This window comes from Megasphaera stantonii (assembly GCF_003367905.1).
Lineage (GTDB): Bacteria > Bacillota > Negativicutes > Veillonellales > Megasphaeraceae > Megasphaera > Megasphaera stantonii.
Genome location: NZ_CP029462.1, coordinates 2,340,980 through 2,362,078, shown reverse-complemented (window position 1 = coordinate 2,362,078; position 21,099 = coordinate 2,340,980). Strand labels below are relative to the sequence as shown.

General features: G+C 47.8%; 24 protein-coding genes. 3 read left to right on the top strand and 21 right to left on the bottom strand.

What is annotated here, in order from left to right:
• Window positions 1-30: 30 nt before the first annotated feature.
• Entirely contained in the window at window positions 31-1,020 is a 990-nt protein-coding gene (locus tag DKB62_RS11215) for an IS30 family transposase (protein ID WP_107196804.1), read from the top strand.
• On the opposite strand, the gene DKB62_RS11210 is transcribed toward DKB62_RS11215, so the two are convergent.
• The 21 genes from DKB62_RS11210 to DKB62_RS11105 form a co-directional block, all read right to left on the bottom strand.
• Window positions 1,012-1,134, bottom strand: a complete 123-nt coding sequence (locus DKB62_RS11210) for a hypothetical protein (RefSeq protein ID WP_331225484.1) — start codon at window positions 1,132-1,134, stop codon at window positions 1,012-1,014. The two genes, DKB62_RS11215 and DKB62_RS11210, sit on opposite strands and share 9 nt — an antisense overlap.
• A 30-nt stretch (window positions 1,135-1,164) precedes the next feature.
• The gene (locus DKB62_RS11205; RefSeq protein ID WP_107196769.1) at window positions 1,165-2,157 is read right to left on the bottom strand and encodes a hypothetical protein; all 993 of its coding nucleotides are present in this window, start codon (window positions 2,155-2,157) and stop codon (window positions 1,165-1,167) included.
• Between the two features lies 1 nt (window position 2,158).
• Window positions 2,159-3,070 carry a glycosyltransferase family 2 protein gene (locus tag DKB62_RS11200; RefSeq protein ID WP_107196768.1) on the bottom strand — a complete coding sequence of 304 codons (912 nt, stop codon included), beginning with the start codon at window positions 3,068-3,070 and terminating at the stop codon, window positions 2,159-2,161.
• A gap of 7 nt (window positions 3,071-3,077) precedes the next feature.
• Window positions 3,078-3,830, bottom strand: a complete 753-nt coding sequence (locus DKB62_RS11195) for an ABC transporter ATP-binding protein (protein ID WP_107196767.1) — start codon at window positions 3,828-3,830, stop codon at window positions 3,078-3,080.
• Between the two features lie 15 nt (window positions 3,831-3,845).
• Complete coding sequence (locus tag DKB62_RS11190; protein WP_107196766.1) at window positions 3,846-4,622, bottom strand: ABC transporter permease; 777 nt, start codon at window positions 4,620-4,622, stop codon at window positions 3,846-3,848.
• Window positions 4,623-5,399 carry a DUF4422 domain-containing protein gene (locus DKB62_RS11185; protein WP_107196765.1) on the bottom strand — a complete coding sequence of 259 codons (777 nt, stop codon included), beginning with the start codon at window positions 5,397-5,399 and terminating at the stop codon, window positions 4,623-4,625.
• Between the two features lie 173 nt (window positions 5,400-5,572).
• Window positions 5,573-6,991: an ATP-binding protein gene (locus DKB62_RS11175; protein WP_162860311.1), complete on the bottom strand. Its 1,419-nt coding sequence runs from the start codon at window positions 6,989-6,991 to the stop codon at window positions 5,573-5,575.
• Window positions 6,992-7,060: 69 nt separating this feature from the next.
• Window positions 7,061-8,506, bottom strand: a complete 1,446-nt coding sequence (gene wbaP, locus DKB62_RS11170) for an undecaprenyl-phosphate galactose phosphotransferase WbaP (protein ID WP_107196762.1) — start codon at window positions 8,504-8,506, stop codon at window positions 7,061-7,063.
• Window positions 8,507-8,909: 403 nt separating this feature from the next.
• Window positions 8,910-9,644 carry a YebC/PmpR family DNA-binding transcriptional regulator gene (locus DKB62_RS11165; RefSeq protein WP_087478293.1) on the bottom strand — a complete coding sequence of 245 codons (735 nt, stop codon included), beginning with the start codon at window positions 9,642-9,644 and terminating at the stop codon, window positions 8,910-8,912.
• A gap of 15 nt (window positions 9,645-9,659) precedes the next feature.
• Window positions 9,660-10,232 carry an RNA methyltransferase gene (locus DKB62_RS11160; RefSeq protein ID WP_107196761.1) on the bottom strand — a complete coding sequence of 191 codons (573 nt, stop codon included), beginning with the start codon at window positions 10,230-10,232 and terminating at the stop codon, window positions 9,660-9,662.
• Window positions 10,229-10,966, bottom strand: coding sequence for a tRNA (guanosine(37)-N1)-methyltransferase TrmD (gene trmD / locus DKB62_RS11155; RefSeq protein ID WP_107196760.1), 738 nt, complete (start codon window positions 10,964-10,966; stop codon window positions 10,229-10,231). The genes DKB62_RS11160 and trmD overlap by 4 nt, the downstream gene beginning before the upstream one ends.
• Entirely contained in the window at window positions 10,963-11,466 is a 504-nt protein-coding gene (rimM, locus tag DKB62_RS11150) for a ribosome maturation factor RimM (RefSeq protein WP_107196759.1), read from the bottom strand. Before rimM ends, trmD begins: the two co-directional genes overlap by 4 nt.
• 6 nt (window positions 11,467-11,472) lie before the next feature.
• A complete protein-coding gene (locus DKB62_RS11145; RefSeq protein ID WP_087478289.1) occupies window positions 11,473-11,880 on the bottom strand; it encodes a YlqD family protein in 408 nt (135 codons plus the stop codon).
• Window positions 11,881-11,888: 8 nt separating this feature from the next.
• Window positions 11,889-12,116, bottom strand: coding sequence for a KH domain-containing protein (locus DKB62_RS11140; RefSeq protein ID WP_087478288.1), 228 nt, complete (start codon window positions 12,114-12,116; stop codon window positions 11,889-11,891).
• 15 nt (window positions 12,117-12,131) lie between these two features.
• The gene (rpsP, locus tag DKB62_RS11135; RefSeq protein ID WP_107196758.1) at window positions 12,132-12,404 is read right to left on the bottom strand and encodes a 30S ribosomal protein S16; all 273 of its coding nucleotides are present in this window, start codon (window positions 12,402-12,404) and stop codon (window positions 12,132-12,134) included.
• A 48-nt stretch (window positions 12,405-12,452) separates the two neighbouring features.
• On the bottom strand, window positions 12,453-13,805 hold the full coding sequence (gene ffh, locus DKB62_RS11130; RefSeq protein WP_107196757.1) for a signal recognition particle protein: 1,353 nt from the start codon (window positions 13,803-13,805) through the stop codon (window positions 12,453-12,455).
• A gap of 12 nt (window positions 13,806-13,817) precedes the next feature.
• Window positions 13,818-14,147 (bottom strand): YlxM family DNA-binding protein, encoded by a 330-nt coding sequence (ylxM, locus tag DKB62_RS11125; protein WP_095629450.1) that lies wholly within the window; start codon window positions 14,145-14,147, stop codon window positions 13,818-13,820.
• A 69-nt stretch (window positions 14,148-14,216) separates the two neighbouring features.
• A complete protein-coding gene (locus tag DKB62_RS11120) occupies window positions 14,217-16,268 on the bottom strand; it encodes a molybdopterin-dependent oxidoreductase (RefSeq protein WP_107196756.1) in 2,052 nt (683 codons plus the stop codon).
• A 128-nt stretch (window positions 16,269-16,396) separates the two neighbouring features.
• On the bottom strand, window positions 16,397-17,239 hold the full coding sequence (gene thiM / locus DKB62_RS11115; RefSeq protein ID WP_107196755.1) for a hydroxyethylthiazole kinase: 843 nt from the start codon (window positions 17,237-17,239) through the stop codon (window positions 16,397-16,399).
• Window positions 17,217-17,753, bottom strand: a complete 537-nt coding sequence (thiW, locus tag DKB62_RS11110) for an energy coupling factor transporter S component ThiW (RefSeq protein WP_095629448.1) — start codon at window positions 17,751-17,753, stop codon at window positions 17,217-17,219. The genes thiM and thiW overlap by 23 nt, the downstream gene beginning before the upstream one ends.
• Window positions 17,754-18,010: 257 nt before the next feature.
• A complete protein-coding gene (locus DKB62_RS11105) occupies window positions 18,011-19,411 on the bottom strand; it encodes an alanine/glycine:cation symporter family protein (RefSeq protein ID WP_107196754.1) in 1,401 nt (466 codons plus the stop codon).
• Between the two features lie 358 nt (window positions 19,412-19,769).
• Between DKB62_RS11105 and DKB62_RS11100 the strand changes: the two genes are divergently transcribed.
• Both DKB62_RS11100 and DKB62_RS11095 read left to right on the top strand, forming a co-directional pair.
• On the top strand, window positions 19,770-20,270 hold the full coding sequence (locus DKB62_RS11100; protein ID WP_107196753.1) for an HD domain-containing protein: 501 nt from the start codon (window positions 19,770-19,772) through the stop codon (window positions 20,268-20,270).
• A 15-nt stretch (window positions 20,271-20,285) separates the two neighbouring features.
• The gene (locus tag DKB62_RS11095; protein WP_095629445.1) at window positions 20,286-21,008 is read left to right on the top strand and encodes an NAD-dependent protein deacylase; all 723 of its coding nucleotides are present in this window, start codon (window positions 20,286-20,288) and stop codon (window positions 21,006-21,008) included.
• The last annotated feature ends 91 nt before the right edge of the window (window positions 21,009-21,099 follow it).

Sequence of the window (21,099 nt, the reverse complement as noted above, 5' to 3'; positions counted from 1 at the left end):
CAAACAAAATCTATATCTCGGAGGAAACCTATGTGCCACTATCATCATCTTACTCTATCTGAACGAGAAAATCTACTCTTTTTTCGCGCGCAGTCCTATTCTATCTCTCGAATTGCGGCGGCCCTCGGCCGAGATAAATCCACGATCTCACGGGAACTACGCAGAAATACAGTGAACGGCAAGTATCTGCCCATCACCGCACAACAACAGTATGCCCGCCGCCGTAAGGCATGCAAGCCTCACAAGCGGTTAGAGAATGCCGAGCTATTCGCATTGGTTAAAAATCTCTTCCTGGTGCATCATTGGTCCCCAGAAGAAATTGCCGGACGCTTGCAGCTGGAACATCAGAAGGCACTCCTTAGCTATGCAACGATTTACCGCGCCATATATGCCGGTATGTTTGATGAAACGTCGTCCTCCCATGGGTCCCGCGGTGCGGTCCGCCGCTTGCGGCATCATGGAAAATCCCGGCATACCCGGCAATATCAGGAACGACGGGGTTCTATTCCCATCTCTCACGATATTTCGGAACGGCCAGCAGGAGCCGCTAACCGCTCCCGGCGAGGACATTGGGAATGTGATACCATAGCAGGAAAGACAGGAAAAGCCTGTCTGGTTACGTTGGTAGATAGAAAGAGCCGGTATCTGGTAGGAGGCAAAGCAGCCAAAAAGACAGCACAAGCCGTCAATACGGTATTGCTTCAGGTACTGCAAGGGCAACCTGTAAAAAGCCTTACGCCGGACAGAGGAAAAGAGTTCGCCCATCATGCCGCTGTCACGGAGGCCTTGAACGGCGTGCCGTTTTATTTCCCGCCGCCGCATCAGCCCTGGCAGCGGGGAAGCAACGAAAATACCAATGGCCTAGTCCGAGAGTATTTCCCGAAAGGGACGGACATCACACTCGTTCCAGAAGCCTATGTGCAAGCTGTTTTTGCAGAACTAAATCGCCGTCCCCGAAAATGTTTAGGATACAAAACGCCATACGAAGTACATTACTCTAAAAAGTTGCACTTAGCTTGACAATTCGCCCCATAAAATAGGCATGCCTCCAATTTCAATCATAGGTTTAGGTTTAAACTGGCTTTCCTCTGAAATACGAGTTCCAAAACCTCCTGCTAAAAGAACAACTTTCATTACTGATCTCCTTTCATAAACAATTTACATTTAACTAAAAAATTTTTTTATTATGTATTTTAATCTATTTCCAATAACCGCTATCGTTTGTGGAATACAGCAAAAAAATAGCATTTTATAATAAAATCCATCTACTACTACTATTTCACTTTTATACTTTTTTACAAAGATTCTATTAAGAGTCCCTATACTACGCAAATATAATAAATAGCTATTGCTAACCAATGCATCATTTCTAAAAAAACAGATTATTGTTTTTCTTTCTGAACTATATATCTTAGGTAATAAATTTATTCCTTGATTAAATTTAGTGAATACATAAAAGTAATATTTTTCATCTTGTGTCCACCAATGATCTTTTTTAGCTGGATTATATGAAATACAATCAGTATAAACCACGCCCAAAATAGATCTAATATTCTTTTCATTCCAATATGCAATAGCTTCAAAAATTGAACATGCAATCCACCAAGGTATTTGATTATCAACATATTTATCAATTATATTTTCAGAAAATATACAATTATAATATTTAGTCCTAATAATAGCAGAACCCCAATAAGTTAATCTAGAAAAATATTTTCTTGCATACTCTACAGGTTTTTCATATGCATATATATAATTTGCACATTTTTCCTTATCTTGCCCTAAATAGCCTCTACGATCTAAAGTATCTATATTTAAAACATCATATCGCATAAAATCATTAGAAATTAACAATTGCTCCATCTCATTAAAGTTGACTAAATTACCATCTCCAAAAAGCCAAAAATAATCAGAGTTAATCGTTTTTATAGCATTTATCGCTTTAATGTCAACAGATAAAGAGGGATTATATTGATAATACTGCAAATTACATTTCTTTGTTTTGCAATATTGTAAACATAAGTTTTTAATATCATTGTCTTCACTACTATCATGTACTGCAAATTTAAATAAAGTTCCTTTATATAAATTAATGCACTTTTCAAATATTACCTTCAAACACTCGAATCTATTAGTAGGAATAATTACAGTTATCATTTCATCCTCCATTGACACTGTCATCTTTATTTACTTTTTCAACGAATGGCTTAAACAGTATTCCTCTAAATGAATTGTAAATAATAGCTTTTATTCTCTTAGCTTTGCTATCTTTCGAGAAAATCAAAACTCTAATTATATGAAACAGTAATCTAATACCTTCATATATCCAACCATTAAAGCCTTCTCTTCTATATAAATAAATATCATTTCTATAAAGATAATTAAACCTAAATAATTGATTTGTAGGAGCATACACAATACTGGCCCCCACATTATTTATTGATTTATGCATTACAACACTATTATTCAATAAATAACACTTATATTTTAAAGAAATTCTTCTAGTAAATTCCCAGTCATCAGTCCAAATAAAAAATTCTTTAATAGGTAATCCAACCTCTTTTATAATTTTCGCTGGTATAAAAAGAGAAACAAAAGATGCCATTACAATTGGAACATAATCACTCTCAAAATCGTGCACAGCTCTGTACATTGTTTTTCGTTGAACATTCATTTTACAAATCGAATGATCTTTCCATAAAACTTTACTCGACAGATATCCATATGCATTCGTATTTTTTTTTTCAAATTCAAGAAAATGCTGAAGTGCATCTTTTTTAGGAATACAGTCATCATCCATCACCCATACAAAACTATATCCCTTTTCAACAGCCCACCTCATTCCATAATTAAATCCGCCAGCACCACCAAGATTGCTACCCATATTTCTATACAACACTTGTTCAAAATTCTCATATGCATCTTCAATATATTGTTGCGTACCATCATTAGAATTATTATCTACGATTAAAATATCACAAGAGACAGTCTGCATAAGTAGATTTTTTATACATTCTTTTAACAGGGAAATTCTATTATATGTTACGATAACAGCTGCAACCCGATTCATAACTACTCTACATACTCCCATCCTTTATACTTGCATTATATTCATCACAAATACTATCAGCAATTCCAATCATTTGTACTTTACCTTTATTTAACCATACTGCATGATCACACATTTTTCGTACTTGTCCATCATCATGTGAAACAAAAATTACTGTGGTTCCATTAGCCATCAAATCTTCCATTCGCTTATAACATTTTTGTTGAAAAGCATAATCACCAACAGCTAAAATCTCATCAATGATAAGAATATCTGCCCGGACGATAGTAGCAATCGAAAAGCCAAGACGGGCAATCATTCCTGAAGAAAAGTTTTTAATAGGCACGTCAATAAAATCTTTAAGTTCTGAAAACTCTACAATTTCATCAAAGTGCTGTTCCATGACCTTGCGGCTATGGCCTAGTACCGCTCCGTTTAAAAAAATATTTTCCCGTGCCGTAAGTTCCATATCAAAACCGGCACCTAATTCAATAAGGGGGGCAATCGTCCCACGAACGATGACCTTACCACTCGTCGGTTTGTATATGCCCGATATGACTTTTAAAAGCGTACTTTTTCCACAGCCATTCTTCCCAATAAGCGCCCATGATTCACCACGCTTAATATCAAAGCTTATATCTTTCAAGGCATAAAATTCATGGAATTTTAATTTTCCTTTAGTTGCCATAATTAATAAATCTTTTAGTCCTGAAAATTGTTCTTGCGCTAGATTAAAGCGCATAGATACGTTTTGGACACTGACGATTGGTTGATCTTTCACTAGTACAGCCTCCATTTATACATATAATAGAAACTTATTTTGCAGCTTCTTAAATATTAACATCCCTAAAATTAATGTTCCGATACTCAATTCAAAACACACCATCGTACTGTCAAGAGTCGGCACCGCATCATTTAATATGATTTCTCGAAAATACGATACGATATAAAATAAAGGATTCCAAAATAACATCCATCGAAAATCATCTGGAACAATAGAAATAGGATAAAAGATCGGCGTCAAAAAAGACCAAGCCGTCGTAAATACGCTGTACAAATGAAACATATCCCGCAAATATACGGCAACTGCCGATACAATTAAGCTTACTCCTAAAGAAAATATAAAAAGGAAAAATAAAGGTATTGGCAAAAGTAACAACGTCGGCGTCAAGGAAACATCGGTCGCAATCATGACAATAAATATAGCAACCATACTAAATAACATCGTTACGAAGCTAGAAGCCACACGAGCTAACGGAAAAATCGGCTTAGGAACATACACTTTTTTCAACAAAGCCGCATTACCTACAATGGAGTACATAGATGCCGTTGTAGATTCAGAAACAAAATTAAATACTACTTGCCCTATGATTAAATATAAAGGATAATTAGGAATATCAAATCGAAAGACATAAGAAAATACAATAGTTAAAATCCACATCATTAATAATGGATTCATCAAGCTCCAAAGGTATCCTAAAAAAGATCGTCTATATTTGATTTTTAAATCCCGCACGACTAGCTCTCTTAGCAGCGGGATATATTTATGTAACTGTGATATATCGCTGTTCACTTACTTTCCAACCTTTCTATGGTATAGTTTTCGTTGTATAAATTTTCCACCCTTTTTCAGCCAATTTTGCTTTTCCAAAAAAGAAACCCTTTGCTCTACGTAGGACACATGATTGGTTTCCAGCCATACGTCCAATAAGCGTTCTGCAAGGAAACCATATACCCTTGCCTGATAGGCATCGTATTGGCTGATATCCAGCTGCTTTTCCAATTCAAAAAGCAATCTAAACAGCCAAAAACAATATGCGTCATAGTAGTCTCGGCGCATGACAAACATATTGAACCGATGGCCCCATGTCCGCTGCATTACTAGCTCAAATGCCGGGTCATACTGCGGACATTGACGATGAAGCAATTCTTTGACGGCCTTTAAATCGCCGGAATAGTGGGCATGTTCATACTGGCTCTGTGTCGTTTCGATAACGTAATTGCGCTTTCCAGGAACGATGATCGGTGCAGCCTGCAAAAGCCGCTGAAAATCGTCACCATGAAGAATATTCCTTCGCTTAGCCTCTGTCGTCATAGCCCACTGGGTATGGGAAAAATAGCGGCGGTAGTGTACCAATCCAACATAGTCTGCATCCAGATTTTTCCAAGCCCAATATAAGGCAGTCAATTCGCAGAAGTTTGGATTCTTCTCACTTATATTATCACCAGTATCATCCCTTGTATAGCCCAAATCGGCTTTTCCCGCTGCTCCAACATGAATCGGCAAGTATACGTCGTCATCAGGCATCCAGTATTTTTTATGGGCAGCAATCAAAATTTTTATATTCAACGGCACGTCTACCTTTCTTTTCAAAAGTATTGTTTAACACACTAAATGTGTTGTTCAGCACACTAAATGTGTTGTTCAACACACTAAATGTGTTGTTCAGCACACTAAATGTGTTGTTCAACACACTAAATGTGTTGTTCAGCACACTAAATGTGTTGTTCAGTGTCCATGAGTTACCACAAAAATTTGTATTGGCCTCGACGCATTCTGCAAATAATCTGTCTTTCTAATAAAATATTTAGTATCCGCGAAACGGCGCTATCACTTATCCCTAGCCTTTCTCGCAGCACTGCCCTTCCCCAATGATTCGCTCTTTCAGCATTATAAAACAAGAGGACGGAATCAATGGTCTTTTTATGACATACATGCTGCAGCCGTTCTTTAATAACAGACGCGCCATCAGCTTCTTGACGTGCAGCAGCTATATCGTTAGTCTTGTCAGAATCAGGCGTTTTTACAGAATCATACGTCATATTAGGCAGTTCAACAAAAAAAGCTGAAGCCTCGGAATAAAATTTGGGTTGACGTTCAGAAGCAGCATACGCGCTCATTATTCTCTGAATTCCGCTCCCCTTTCTATCCATAAAATGCATACGGCCAAACATATCTGATATTACCGGATTTCTCCGAATGGACGGTACATGAAGTAAGTTTAAATCCTGAATCCTCCATCCGTTGACCATGCCGCCGGGAGAATATACCTCTAATCGGTCATCATACATATCAATATGAATTTCCGAGCCCAAAATCTGGTAATCCCGATGTATCAATGCATTGACAACAACTTCACGAACTGCCTTTTCCGGATAATCAGCTTCTTCATCTCGCAGCAGCCCTTTCACAGCCCATCGTTTTTGAGAATTGTTTTTTACGAAAGTTACTGCATTATCTAATAAAGAAATTAAGCTGCCGCTATATTCTTTATCATCAATAGCATCTATATCTACACTTCCTTTTATAGTTCCCTTCCATCGAGTACAAAATACTCTTGAATGGCCTAATATGCCTTGATCGCAAAGAAGAGCACCTGCATTCGTCACAATCCCATCAGGTTTAGCCAGTCCAAAGGAAATTAAATCCCTGCTTTTATCAAAACTTTCATCCTCTTTATTGGTATTATTATAAGTTGCTTCCAATAAGGTAAAACTAACATCTGATAAGGAAAATGAACTTGGCAGGGCATCGTAGGTCAGCCCACGGCCATTTAAAATTAGCTCGTTTAGTTCATGAGGGGGCGCAACAACTGACTGATTACCTTTTCTAACAAAAGCAATCTTTGTCCCTTCATGGGCATAATAATACGGAGTGGATATGCCCTTGCGCACAGTTAATATGATAAAATCTTTGCCATCCTCATTTTCGTATTGTATATCATAGTCCGGACTAGGCTGAATACGTTCTTTAATTAATTCAGTAATTTTCTCTCCAACAGCTTGACAATCCGTCAGCCCCACCTTTGCATGATCTGTATCCCGCACGCCAAACACAAGATATCCCGTATCTGTGTTGGCAAACGCCGATACGGATTTCAACCAATTTTTGGCCTTTTTCGTTTCTAACATTTCTTTATAGTCAATTCGTGTTGTTTCCATGGATATATATTGATCGATAGGCATTAAACAGCACTCCTCCAACAGAAACTTATACAATACATACTTAACCTAATATGCGCCTTTTTTCCCTAGAACGACGCCAATCGTCCGCCAAATTAAGACAATATCAAACCAGACGTTCCAATTTCGAACATACCAAGTATCCATCTGAACTCGTTCGTCATAGGTCACGTCATTGCGGCCGCTGGTCTGCCACATGCCCGTAATGCCGGGGCGAACCATGTAGAAATCATTAATATATCGGCCGTATTTAGGGACTTCCGCTTTAATAATAGGCCGCGGGCCTACGAGGCTCATGTCCCCTTTCAGCACGTTGATTAGCTGGGGCAGCTCATCCAAGCTGGTCTTGCGAAGGAAGGCGCCGCTTTTCGTGATACGCGGATCGTTTTTCAGTTTAAATTCACTGTGCCATTCTTCTCGCGCTTTGGGATCAGCTTCCAGCAGTTCCTCTAATTTTATATCAGCATCCATACACATGCTGCGAAATTTATAACAGGAAAACTCTTTTCCGCCTCGTCCAATACGGCGATGCTTAAAAATAACCGGGCCGGGCGAATCTTTATAAATCCAGAATGCAATCGCCGCCAATATAGGGGAAATACAAATCAAGCCAATGGTCGTACAGATCAAATCAAAGGCACGCTTGAGGAATCTATTATACCACTGAGCCAGATTATTACGGAAGCTGAAGGTAACGATATGACCGTCAATCAAGCTCTCCATATCCAAAGTCGCCAAAGGCATTTTTCCCATGTCAGGAATAAAAGCGATCCTCTTTACTAAGGGTTGCAGCCGGTATACAATACCTTGCACATCTTCATTTTTTAGGCCTGGCGCAATGACCAACACGTGCTTTACGCCAGTTTGTCGGATGATGTTCTCCGCATCAGAAAACGTCCCCAAATGAGGCATCATAGCCAATACTTTTTTTTCTGGTATGTTATCCTCTAAAAAGCCAATAAAATCATATCCCAAGCCAGCGTCTTTCTGCAAATATTCCAACACCAAGGCCGCTGTCTTTCCTGCACCCATGATTAAAATCGGAACTTGTAGTACCTTCACCCGATTTAATAATTTTTTTATAATATACCGGCCCGTGATAAGAAAAACAAACGCAAAAATGAACATCAAAGCAACAAATAAACGAGATGTCTGCGCTACTGTCTGGGCCAAATACATGATAAGAACCAGAGATCCAATGGCATACAAGTTAACGTTAAAAATTTCAGAAATAATCCGCCAGAATTGCGTGCGGCGAGTATATAACTCATGAGCTTGCATGAAAACAAGGTATACAAACGGAATAATAACATGAATACTCAACCACGATAGACGAAATGTCGTTTCAGGAACAAAAAAATTACGCAAATTAAAAGAAACCATTTCAGCGCATAAAATGGCCACATAATCGACTACCAACAGCACTACTGGCATTAGAACTGCGCTATGCTTATTTTTTATTGAGATAGAAGAAGATAATTCATGTTTCTTCATGTCGGCTGCACTCACTTTAGCATAATTCAAAATTTATCAGATTACATTATACCCCAATTATACTCAGTCGTCTACGCCCCCCGCTGACTGCAACAAAACTGTAACAAATAAAGGAAACAAGGGAATTTAAATATTTTAACTACACTCATATGACTATCACATTACTTAATTCTTACATTCTTTTTACACATGCCTGTCCGCTATAAGAGTCAATGTCATATTTTCATGCAGATGAACTGCTTCATTCGGCAAATTCATCATATCATTTTTCAAACCCTCTGCCACACTTTTCATCAAGACCACTTCACCACGTACGTTTTTATGCTGCAATATATTATAATAGAAAAAAGAAGAACAGCCTGAGCCATTCTTCTTTTTATCTATATTGCTGTATTTCGTTGTCTTACTCTTCGTCTTCCACCATATCGCCGTTGTGGTATACGTCCTGGACGTCGTCCAGGTCTTCCAATGCGTCGATGAGTTTTTCGAGTTTTTCTGTGCCTTCGGCGTCCAAGGTAATGGTGTTGTCCGGAACCATGGTGATGGATGCGTGTTCTGTTTCGATGCCGGCGTCGGCCAAGGCTTTTTCTACGTCGTCAAAGGCTTCGGGCGTCGTTACGATTTCGAATTCTTCGCCTTCGGTCTTGACGTCGTCGGCGCCTGCTTCGAGGGCTACTTCCATGATCTGGTCTTCGTCGGCGTTTTCCTTGCTCACGACGAAGATGCCCTTGCTCTTGAACATCCAGCCTACGCAGCCGGTTTCGCCGAGGCTGTTGCCGTATTTGGAGAATACGTGGCGGACTTCGGCGGCCGCGCGGTTGCGGTTATCCGTGAGGACGTTGACCGTAACGGCAACGCCGGCCGGGCCGTAGCCTTCGTACGTAATTTCTTCGTAGTTCTGGCCTTCTGTAGCGCCGGCGCCTTTCTGGATCGCCCGCTTGATATTATCTTTCGGAATGTTGTTTTCTTTTGCTTTTTGGAGAGCCAATTTCAAGCGCATATTGCCGACCGGATCCGGGCCGCCCATACGAACGGCAATGGTGATTTCACGGCCGATTTTCGTGGTGATTTTGCCGCGGATGGCGTCGTTCTTGCCTTTTTTGCGCTTAATATTTGCCCACTTCGAATGTCCAGACATTCTAATGCCTCCCTCTTATTTCCACCACTCCTCGCCGGCCAGGCGGTCTAAAATAATAGCCGCCGCCGAGCGTACTGACAAGTGGTTATACTCTCCTGCGCCGTATACGGGCTCCAGGATATAATCAAATTGCTCCATCGTCTCTTTCGTCATGCCGTAGCCTGTCCCAAAGAGCAGCAGCACCGGCGTGTCGTCTTCTTCGCGCTTGCGGCGCAGCTCCTTATAGGAAATGGTATTGGCATAGGTCCGCGCGTCCGTCGTCACGACGTAAGGGCGTTTTCCCTCCGCCTCTTCTACGGCCTTGACGGCGTCTTCAATAGACGGGCGGATGTCGACGATGTCGAAAGCCTGGGTGCGGTAGGCGTTGTACTTCCTGCCGGCCGGGCTTTCCCAAAAGTCCATGATCTTATGCACCATGTCCAGCTGTCCCGGCACATGATGGATAATGAAGTATTTTTTCACGCCATAGGTCTTGGCCGAACGGGATATATCGTGGAGATCATAGTTCGTAATGGCCGTGGCTATGACGTTGAAATGTTTGTCATATATGGGGTAGTGCACCAATCCTACGTACAGAGACGATTTCATCGGCTTTCTTCTCCTTCCAGCTCCGCCAATATGGCCTTGTCCTTCGCTGACAGGTCGCAAGTTTCCAGCAGGTCGGGGCGCTTCTGCAGCGTCCGCTCCAGGGATTTGCGGCGCCGCCAGGCGTCTATCTTGGCGTGGTCGCCGTTTCGGAGCACCTCTGGGACAGTCAAGCCGCGGAATACGGCCGGCTTTGTGTATTGGGGATATTCCAGCAGAGAAGCGTAAAACGAATCGTCGGCCGCGCTTCCGGCTGCGCCGAGGACGCCGGGAATCATGCGGGCCACGGCGTCGGTAATGGTCATCGCCGGCAGCTCGCCGCCGGTCAGGACGTAGTCGCCGACGGAAATGGTCTCATCGGCCAGGCTTTCTTCTACGCGGTAGTCTACGCCTTCGTAGTGGCCGCACAGGAGGATGAGCTGGTCGTATGCCGCCAACTCCCTGGCCTTGGCCTGCGTAAAGGTTTCGCCGGCAGGCCCCATGAGGATGACGCGCCGTTTCGGCACGTCGCGGCGCACGGCCTCTACAGCCGCAAAAAGCGGCCCTGCTTTCATAAGCATGCCGCAACCGCCGCCATAAATCGTGTCGTCTACCATATGATGACGGTCATAGGTGAAATTTCTCGGATTGGTTACATCCAGCTCCAGCAGGCCGGCCGCGCGGGCCCGTCCGATAATGCTGTGCCGGTAAAAGGCCTCTATCAATTCCGGGAAAAGTGATATTATATCGATTCTCATTCGTCTACCCATTCAGGCGGGTCGAGCACCATTTTTCCAGACTCTTCGTCAATGGATTTGACGACGTCGGGAATAGCCGCAAAGAGCGTTTCCTTTCCTTCGTCGTCGGTTACGACGTACACGTCGTTGCTGCCCGTCCGCAAGACGTCGGTAACAGTCCCTAATTTCACATCCTGCAAATCGTAGGCCGTCATGCCGATGATGTCGAAGATATAATGCTGGCCTTCTTTCAGAGGCATCAAATCTTCTCGCGGCACCTGGAGCTCCTTGCCCCGGAGCAGCTCGGCGGCATTGCGGTCGTCGACGCCGACGAACTTCATAAGGACGACGCGCTTATGGAGCCGCGCGGCGGCAACTTCATACTTCTTGCCGTCGATGTAGCCATATTTCATTTGCAGGAAACGCTTCGGAAAATCCGTATCGGGATAAATACGAACATCACCCCGCACGCCGTGCGGGGCAACTATTTGACCGATTGTAAAGAAATCCAATCCAGCCATCGTATGTTATTGGCGAATGGCAACGATCTTGTCGTCTTCGACCAAGATTTCCGTTCCCATTAATTTACCCAAATCATCGCCGACTTGGACGACTACGGTCTGTTCAAGCGTGCCTTGTCTGATTTCGGAACCGATTGCTAACTGTTCAGCTTCGTTTCTGTCATGCTGCGCTTTTGCTTTAGCAGCCTGGAGACGCTGTTTTTGTTCTTCTACGCGGGCCCGCAGGGAAATCAAGCCCTGGGCATCGATTTTCGCCTGTTCGGTCATCATGCGTTTGGCCTGGAATTCCAGGTTCTGCATTTCCCGATCGATATCACTCAGCGCCTGGTCCGTATTTCTGAGGATTTTGTCCTTCAGCGCCTGGGTTACCTTGGCTTTTACGGCGACAGGAACGCGCAATGTAATCTGATCCATGGTTCCTCCTATACGATATCAACGGATACTTTCTTGTTCGCCTTCACTGCCGCAGCCTTGACAACAAGGCGCAGCGCTTTCGCGATTTTGCCTTGTTTGCCAATGACTTTGCCCATATCTTCGGGCGCGACATGAAGCTGATATACTTCGAGGCCTTTTTTCTGAATTTTCGTAACTGTAACTGCTTCGGGCTGTTTGACGAGCGCCTTGGCAATACATGCAATTAATTCTTCCATATGTCTCAGCCTCTCTTACTTCTTCTTGGATGCTTCAAACTGAGCCATGATGCCGGCTTTTTTGAAAAGGGAGCGAATCGTATCGGTAGGCTGTGCACCTTTGCCGAGCCATGCTACTGCTTCTTCAGCGTTGACTACCAAACGGCTGTCAGCGTCTTTAGCCGGATCGTACGTGCCAATCGTCGCAACCGGACGGCCGTTGTTGCGGGCGTCGCGGGAATCCGCTACGACAACACGGTAGAACGGTTTCTTTTTAGCACCTAAACGAGCCAAACGAATTTTGATCATTGAAATTCACCTCCTCTATATGGTATCCCTTTTGGGGGAATCAGCTATTTAAAAGGGCAGGCGGGGCAGGAAGCCGCGCCGTTTCCCCTGCTGTGCTTTCTTAGCCTGCTTCATCATTTTCTGCATCTCCGTAAACTGCTTGAGAAGGCGGTTTACGTCCTGGACGCGGGTGCCGCTGCCCTTGGCGATGCGCCGCTTGCGGCTGTCCTTGATGAGCATTTTCGGGTTCGTACTCGCCCGTTCCTGGGCGGTCATGGACGTGATAATCGCTTCAATGCGCTTGAACTCCTTGCCGTCCATGTCGATTTTGTCGAGTTCTTTTTTATATTTGCCAATGCCGGGGATGAGGCTCATGAGGCTGCCCATATTTCCCATTTTCTTGATCATCTGCAGTTGGCTGAAGAAATCGTCAAAGGTAAAGCTGCCGCTCTTCATGGTCTTTTTCATGTTGGCCATGGATTCTTCGTCGAAGGCGGCCTGAGCCCGTTCGATAATCGTTTCTACGTCGCCCAAATCGAGGATTCGCGACGCGTAGCGGTTCGGATGGAACTCTTCCAAGCCGTCGAGCTTTTCGCTGACGCCGATGTACTTGATCGGCTTGCCCGTTACGGCTTTGATGGACAAGGCAGCGCCGCCACGGGCGTCGCCGTCGAGCTTGGTCATGATCATGCCGTCAATGCCGAGGGCGTTGTCGAAGGCCGAGGCCGCTGTTACGGCGTCCTGGCCGGTCATAGCGTCTACGACGAGGAGGATTTCATGGGGATGAACCTCTCCCTTGATGTTGACCAGCTCGTCCATGAGGACTTCGTTGATGTGCAGGCGGCCGGCCGTATCGATGATGACGATATCGCGGAGATGGCTCAAAGCGTAAGGAATGGCGTCCTTGGCAATCTTGACCGGATCCTGGCATCCTTCTTCCGTATAGACAGGCACGTCCAGCTCCTGTCCCAATACCTGGAGCTGCGTAATCGCAGCCGGGCGGTATACGTCGCCGGCGACCAGCAACGGGCTTTTTCCCTGCTTTTTCAGCAGCCGGGCCAGCTTGCCTGCCGTCGTCGTCTTACCGGCGCCCTGCAGGCCTACGAGCATGACGATCGTCGGCGGCTTGGACGCGATGGCGATGCGGCTCTGCGTCCCGCCGAGGAGCTCTGTCAGTTCGTCGCGGACAATTTTAATAACGGTTTGGGAAGCATTCAAACTGCCGAATACTTCTTCGCCTACGGCTTTTTCCCGTACGCGCTTGATAAAATCTTTCGTAACGGCAAAGTTAACGTCGGCTTCCAGCAATGCGCGGCGCATCTCTTTCAGCGCTTCGCTTACGTCTTCCTCCGACAGCTTGCCCTTGCCGCGAAGCTTTTTGAAGGCCGCTTGAAACCGTTCTGACAAACTTTCGAATGGCATAAAAAGCCTCCTTTATAGCTCGATTTCTTTCAATATATGCGCAGCTTGTTCAATCTGCTCGGCCGTCCCCTGCTCCAGCAAGGCTGCGGCCTGTTCCAGCTTTTCCCGGGCCGCGTCGTTCCGGGCCAGCAGGTGAAGCCGTTCTTCATATTCTTCCAGCGAACGCGATGCCCGGCGCAGCATGTCGTACGCGCCTTGTCTGGAAATGTTCAGCTCTTCGCCGATTTCTGTCAGCGACAAGTCCATTTCAAAATACATTTCCATACAGCGCCGCTGCCGCTCCGTCAAAAGAGGCCCGTATATATCAAGGAGCCGTCCCTTGCGCACTACATCTTCCAGCATGTTGTCACCGCCTCCGCATTCAGCGTACTGTGATAGTATACATAAAAAGGAGATGCCTGTCAAGTAGTTTTACTTGTCAGATGTGATTTTATCGGCAGTTTTATGCTGTCCCAATGATGGGACTACCTGCTCCGCCTTTCTCACATTGACCCGGACATTATAAAAGGTACTGCCTCGTCCCTTATCGCTCAGTCGCTGCGACGTCAGGGCGTTGACCGACCGGTCGCCTGGGCAGCGCTCGATCCACCACAGGCCTTCCGACACGACCTGGCCCGGTGCCGTCCGGTCCGTTATCTGCAGGGTAAATAGGGCTTCGCCTCGCGTATTCCAGGCGACGACCTTCTCGCCATCGCTGAATCCCTGCCGGGCCGCGTCGTCGGGATGCATGAATAATACCATCGTACGGGAACGGGTCAATTCGTCCCGTTCGTTAAAGGACGAATCCAATACGCGCGGGTCCGTTCCGTTGGTGAAATAATAATCTCCGTCTTCCTCGCAGGCAGGGAAATAGTCAGGCACGGCCGGCGTTTCCCTGCCATTTCTGATTTCGATTTTCCCCGACGGCGTGCCGAAGGTCAGCTTGTACTGCTTCGGCAGTCCCAGCTCGACGGGGTCGCCGCGGCGCAGGGCTTCCCCGTCGACGGGAACGGGCCAGGAACTCGTCGAATCGATAAGCGCCTCGACGAGATCGTCTTCGCTTTGATGGAAAAACGGATCGTCTATTCCCATCGCTTTCGCCAAATCGCAGGCGACGCGCCAGTTAGACCGGCATTGCCCTAAGGGCTCGATGACGGCCTTTCCTCGTCCGACGACGTAGCTGCCGTACGAATAATAGAGGTCGTCATGCTCCAGCGAAGTCGTTGCCGGCAAGATGATATCGGCATAACGGGCCGTATCGGTCATGAACCGCTCGTGGACGACGGTAAACAAATCTTCCCGTGACAGGCCGGCGATGACTTGATTTTGGTCAGGAGCCGTGCAGGCCGGATTGGATGAATAGACAAAAAGGCTGCGTATAGGCTCCTCTGTCTGCAGCAGAGCCGAGCCGATTTCGCACATATTAACGCGCCGTACCGGCTTTTTCCACTCGTCCTTTGTCACGACGGACTGGTCGAAGGCCGTACTGCACGACGTCGACATCATCAGGCCGCCGCCAGTATGCTGCCATGCGCCGACGGCGGCAGGCAGACAAGCGATGAGCCGCACGGTCATGGCTCCGTTCGTATAGCGCGACAATCCCGTGCCGAGGCGGATAAAGGGAGCCCTCGCCCGGCCATAAGCCGCGGCTAATTCTTCCACGACAGCTGCCGGAACACCTGTGACCTCCTGCACATAGGCCGGCGTATACTTCGGCAGCACGTCCTTCTGCAGCTCCGTCCAGCCCTGCACGTATGCATGGATAAAGGCCTCGTCGCACAGGCCATCCCGCCGGAGACAATGCAGGACGCCCAAGGCCAAGGCCCCGTCGCTGCCCGGCCGGGTCTGGATAAGCCGGTCGGCCCGCCGCGCCGTCTCGGTAGCATACGTATCAATGCACCAGACTTGAGCGCCCCGCTTCTTCGCTTCCCGCACATCTTTGAGAAAATGGAGGTTCGTCGACAACATGCTGATGCCCCAGAGGATGATGAAATCGCTGTGCTGCGCTTCCTGAGGCCTCATGCGCAGCGTACGTCCCATGACGCAGTTCCATCCGTAGTTCTTAGCGGCCGAGCAAATCGTCCGTTCCAGCTCAGACGCGCCGAGCCGATAAAATAAGCCGTGGTATGCATTGTGCTGAACCATGCCCATCGTGCCGGAGAAAGAATAAGGCAATATGGCTTCACCGCCGTATGCATCTAGTATGTACCGCCACCTTTCGGCAATATCTTGCAGCGCCTCGTCCCAGGACACCGGCTCAAATTGGCCGGAGCCCTTTGGGCCGGTCCGGCGCAGCGGCGTCAGCAGCCGCCTTGGCGAATACACCGTCCGCTCGTAATGAGCCATTTTCGGGCACAGCATCCCCCGGGTAAAGGGATGTTCAGGATTGCCGGCCACCTTGACGACGACTCCCTTATCTCTGTAAGCCAACAGCCCGCAGGCATCGGGACAATCATAAGGACAAACGGTTTTGCAGATTTCCATAGTCTCACCTCGTATGCACTAGTCTATATCCGCATTGTATAAAACAGATGTATGTTTGTCAAAATCAAATAACCTTCTGTATACGTAAAAAAGCGTTCTGCCGAGAGAACGCCTTTTATGTACACATATTATTGTATTAAAAGAAATCGTTTTTCTTTCCATATGTCAGCCAGCGTCACATTCGATATGGCGTCGAACAGGCCCACATGGAAGCTGCCCATGCCCTTGGCTTCCTGCGCGGCCTGCTCGCCGGCGATGCCCATGGCCGCCGCCGCCAGTACCGCCGCGTGCCACGGCTTATGAGCTGACATATACACAGCCGTCAGTACGCCGAGCATGCAGCCCGTGCCGGTCAGCTTCGCCAGGACCGGCGTGCCGTTGGCAATGCCGCAAGCCCGCACTCCATCGGTCACGACGTCGACAGGACCGCTGGCCAGCACGACAGCCCGATGAGCCGCCGCATAGGCGCCGAATTCCCCAGCCGCCGCGGCAAAGGTATCGGCCGTCACGGCGTCGGCCGCGCCGGCGTCGACGCCCGAGCCATGGGAATCTAACCCGCAGAGGGCGCGGATTTCCGAGCTGTTGCCCTTGATGACTGCCGGATGATAGGCCTCGATAAAGTCATGGGCAAAACGGCGGCGCAGGGTACTGCACGATACGCCCACGGCGTCGATGAGGATGGGTATGCCCAGCTCGTTGGCCCGCGCTGCTGCCCGCTGCATGCCTTCCATGCGGTCGTCGGCAATATTTCCCAAGTTCACGGCCAGTACGGAAGCCAGCGACACGAATTCCGCCGCTTCCTCCGGGTGAGACGCCATGTTGGGACTGGCCCCGACGGCCAGCACCAAATTGGCGCAGTCGTTCATCGTAATGGGATGGGTAATGCAGTGAATGAGCGGCTTCGTCTCTTCAACATGGCGAAGGATAGACGCAAAGGACTCATACAGATTATTTTCGTTTTCCATTTTCATATACCTGAATACCTAATTTCTGCTGGAATTCGCGGAGCGTGCCGCTGCGGGACAAGGCCATGAGCAGGCAGAAGGCAATGGAGCCGCCGATGAGGGTCCCGCTGATGAACATAGGCACGTAATACATCCACGACAGGCCCGTACGGCCGTAGAAGATTTCCATAACCGGGTAAGACACGACAGCGCCGATAATGCCCGTGCCGATGATTTCACCGATGACGGCGCCGATAATCTTGCCCTTCGACGCCCGGTACAGCAAGCCCGACAGGACGGCGCCAAAGACGGCGCCGGTCAGCGCCAGCGGCGGAATTCCCATGATCGTCATGCGGATAATACCGATGAGAGTCGCGCACAGCAGGGCATACCAGGGCCCCATGAGAACGGCGCAGACAATATTGATCAAATGCGCCATGGGGCACATGCCTTCAATACGCAGAATCGGCGAAATGACGACGCCCAGACCAATCAGCATAGCCAGCAGCACCAGCCGCAGCACCTTTTTATCTTTTTCCATAAAAAAACTTCACTCCCTTTGTTGTATTCCCGGCATATCTGCGGCAACACGAGGAGCGAAGTTTTTATGATTGCAGCTTAAATACACGGCTCCCGCCTGCAGACGCCAAGGCAGCGGTCGGTACTCCCTAGTACCCTCTCACCCCGAAACACGGGTTCCCTCGCTATGTATTGAAAAAGACTCAGGGCGCTCCCCCTCAATCTCAAGTCTTAGTATAGCAAAATCGAGGGAGATGTCAATTATATCCTTAATTATAATTATTTCCAGAATTCAACTTCCGACAGGTTGAGGCCGATGGATTCGGCTTTGAAGACCGGATTCTTGCCTTCGGCGCGCTGACGCTGGTAATCCTTCAGGGCTTTGACGGCGACGTTGCCCAAAATAAGGCAGGCCGGAATGTTGATGAGGCACATGAAACCCATGAGAATATCGGCAATAGCCCATACGGCGGCCATGGACATGCCGGCGCCAACGAAGATGGCGACGACGCAGACGGCGCGGAAGGCCGTCATGAACTGCTTAGTCGGTTCGCCGCGGTGAATGAAGTTGATGCAGTTATCGACGTAGAACAGATTGCCGATGAGCGTCGTAAAAGCAAACAATACCATGCTGAAGGTAATCAGCATCGGGCCGAAACTGCCGTACGCCGCCGTGGCAGCCTGCTGAATGTATACGGCACCGGCCGCTTCTTCCGTAATGGGCACGCCGGAGCACAGGCCGAGGAAAGCCGTCGCGCTGCAGACGAGCATCGTGTCGATGAAGACGGACAGCATCTGTACCAAGCCCTGCTTTACGGGATGGCTGACGTGAGCCGACGCAGCGGCGTTCGGAGCCGAGCCGATACCGGCTTCATTGGAAAACAGGCCGCGTTTGATGCCGTAAATCATGCACGAACCGGCAACGCCGCCAAAGATTGCTTCAAAGTCAAAAGCGTCGGCAAAAATCATAGCCAACACATTGGGAATTTCACCGATGTGGAACAATACGACAAACAGGGCCGCTAAAATATAAATCGCGCCCATGACAGGAACCATGACCGACGTCACCTTGACGATGCGCTTGCCGCCGCCCATGACGCAGTAGCCGACGAGGAGGGCGATAATGGCGCCGAGAATCCACGGCGTCGACGTCTGATCATAAAAGCCGTATACGGCAAAGGTAGACTGGAGGTTGTACGAAGCCAGCATATTAAAGCCGCCGGCATAGGTCAAAATCAAAAAGACGGCGAAGATGACGCCTAAGGTGCGGTTATGCATAGCCGTTTCGATATAGTACGCCGGGCCGCCGTAGCTGCCGCCCTGGCTGTCGCGCCGTTTGTATACCTGAGCCAGAGTACTTTCGATAAATGCACTGGCGCCGCCAATAAAGGCCAGCAGCCACATCCAGAATACCGAGCCCGGACCGCCCAGGCAGACGGCCGTCGATACGCCGATGATGTTGCCCGTACCGACGCGGGAAGCCGTAGAAATCATGAGAGCCTGAAAGGAGGAAATAGCTCCCTTTTCCACAGGCGCTTCCATGACGACGCGAACGCTTTCGCCGAACATGCGAATCTGAACGAGTCCCGTCTTGGCCGAGAAAATCAGGCCGGCTACGCTGAGAACAACGATTAACACGGGATAGTACATAAAATCATCTAATGCTAATAATAAATCCATACTGCGTCTCGCACTTCCTTTCCCTTTGACATCTCGGCACATCTTGTCTATCCCGGGAGTGCAGACGATAGGACAGTAGAGCCTGAGTAATCAAATAATAAAATCTTTTTTCACTATACAAAAAGCGTAATACGTTTTACGGTAGTTGTCAATAATTATACAAGAATAGCCTATATCAAATTGATATGTATTATGCTTTTTCATTGCATATTGCATATCCTATACAAGCGGACAAGAGGCTGAAAACTTGTAAGTTTATGACCGCCTTCGTAATTTATAGTTTCCAAAGTGCGGTTCCATTTATTTTCTTTACTTCAGCCCTGTAGTATAATAAAAAAAGAAAGAAAGGTGATTATATATGTCCTTACTGCCAAATCTCATTGCGCAAGCCATTGCCTTCGACCGAGGCGACGCCCGGCGCATCCACCATTTCCTCAAGGTCTATGCCTATGCCGACACGATCGGCCGCTTGGAAGGCCTCCCTGACGACATGCAGGAAACCCTCGCTGCGGCGGCAATCCTCCACGACATCGGCATCCACGCCGCCGAAGAAAAGTACGGCAGCTCCAGCGGCAAATACCAGGAGCTCGAAGGACCGGCGCCGGCGCGGCGCATCCTCTCGTCTTTAGGCTGCGATGAAGGGCGCATCGACCGCGTCTGCTACCTCATCGCCCATCACCATACGTACGACGGCGTAGACGGCATGGATTATCAAATCCTGCTGGAAGCAGACTTCCTCGTCAACGCCTACGAAGACAACCTGCCCAAAGATGCGATCCGCACGTTCTGCCGCAAGGTTTTCCGTACAGAAAGCGGCATTCGGCTGCTGCGACAAACATTTGATATACAGGATATATAAAAGGAGGAGTTTTCCATGACCAACGTAGACAAGTTCATTGATATGGTCCAACATTCGGATAATATCGTATTCTTCGGTGGCGCCGGCGTATCGACGGAAAGCGGCATTCCCGATTTCCGCAGCGTCGACGGCTTATATAATCAGAAATATAAGTACCCGCCTGAAACGATCTTGAGCCATTCCTTTTACGTCAGCCAGCCCGAAGAATTTTACCGGTTTTATCGCGACAAGATGCTTTGCCTGGACGCCCAGCCCAACGCCGCCCATATAAAATTGGCCGAATTGGAACAGGCCGGCAAGCTGAAAGCCATCGTCACGCAGAACATCGACGGCCTCCATCAAAAAGCCGGCAGCAAAAACGTCCTCGAACTGCACGGCAGCGTGCACCGCAATTTCTGCCAGCGCTGCCATAAATTCTTTGACGCCGAATACATGCTCCACAGCGAGGGCGTGCCGAAGTGCGATGCCTGCGGCGGCCCCATTAAGCCCGACGTCGTCCTGTATGAAGAAGGACTGGACAACGACGTCATCGAACAGTCCCTGTACTATATCAGCCATGCCGACATGCTCATCATCGGCGGCACATCCCTCGTCGTCTATCCGGCAGCCGGCCTGGTCCGCTACTACGGAGGCCATAAGCTGGTCCTCATCAACAAATCAGCGACGGATATGGATAAGTCGGCCGATTTAGTCATCAACGAGCCTATTGGCGAAGTATTCAGCCGCATTACTGTATAAGCAAAAGACAAGGGGCTGTTACACTTCTGATTATGTGCAACAGCCCTTTTTCGCTGTTTCAAATACCTCTTTTATCACTTAATGATCAATC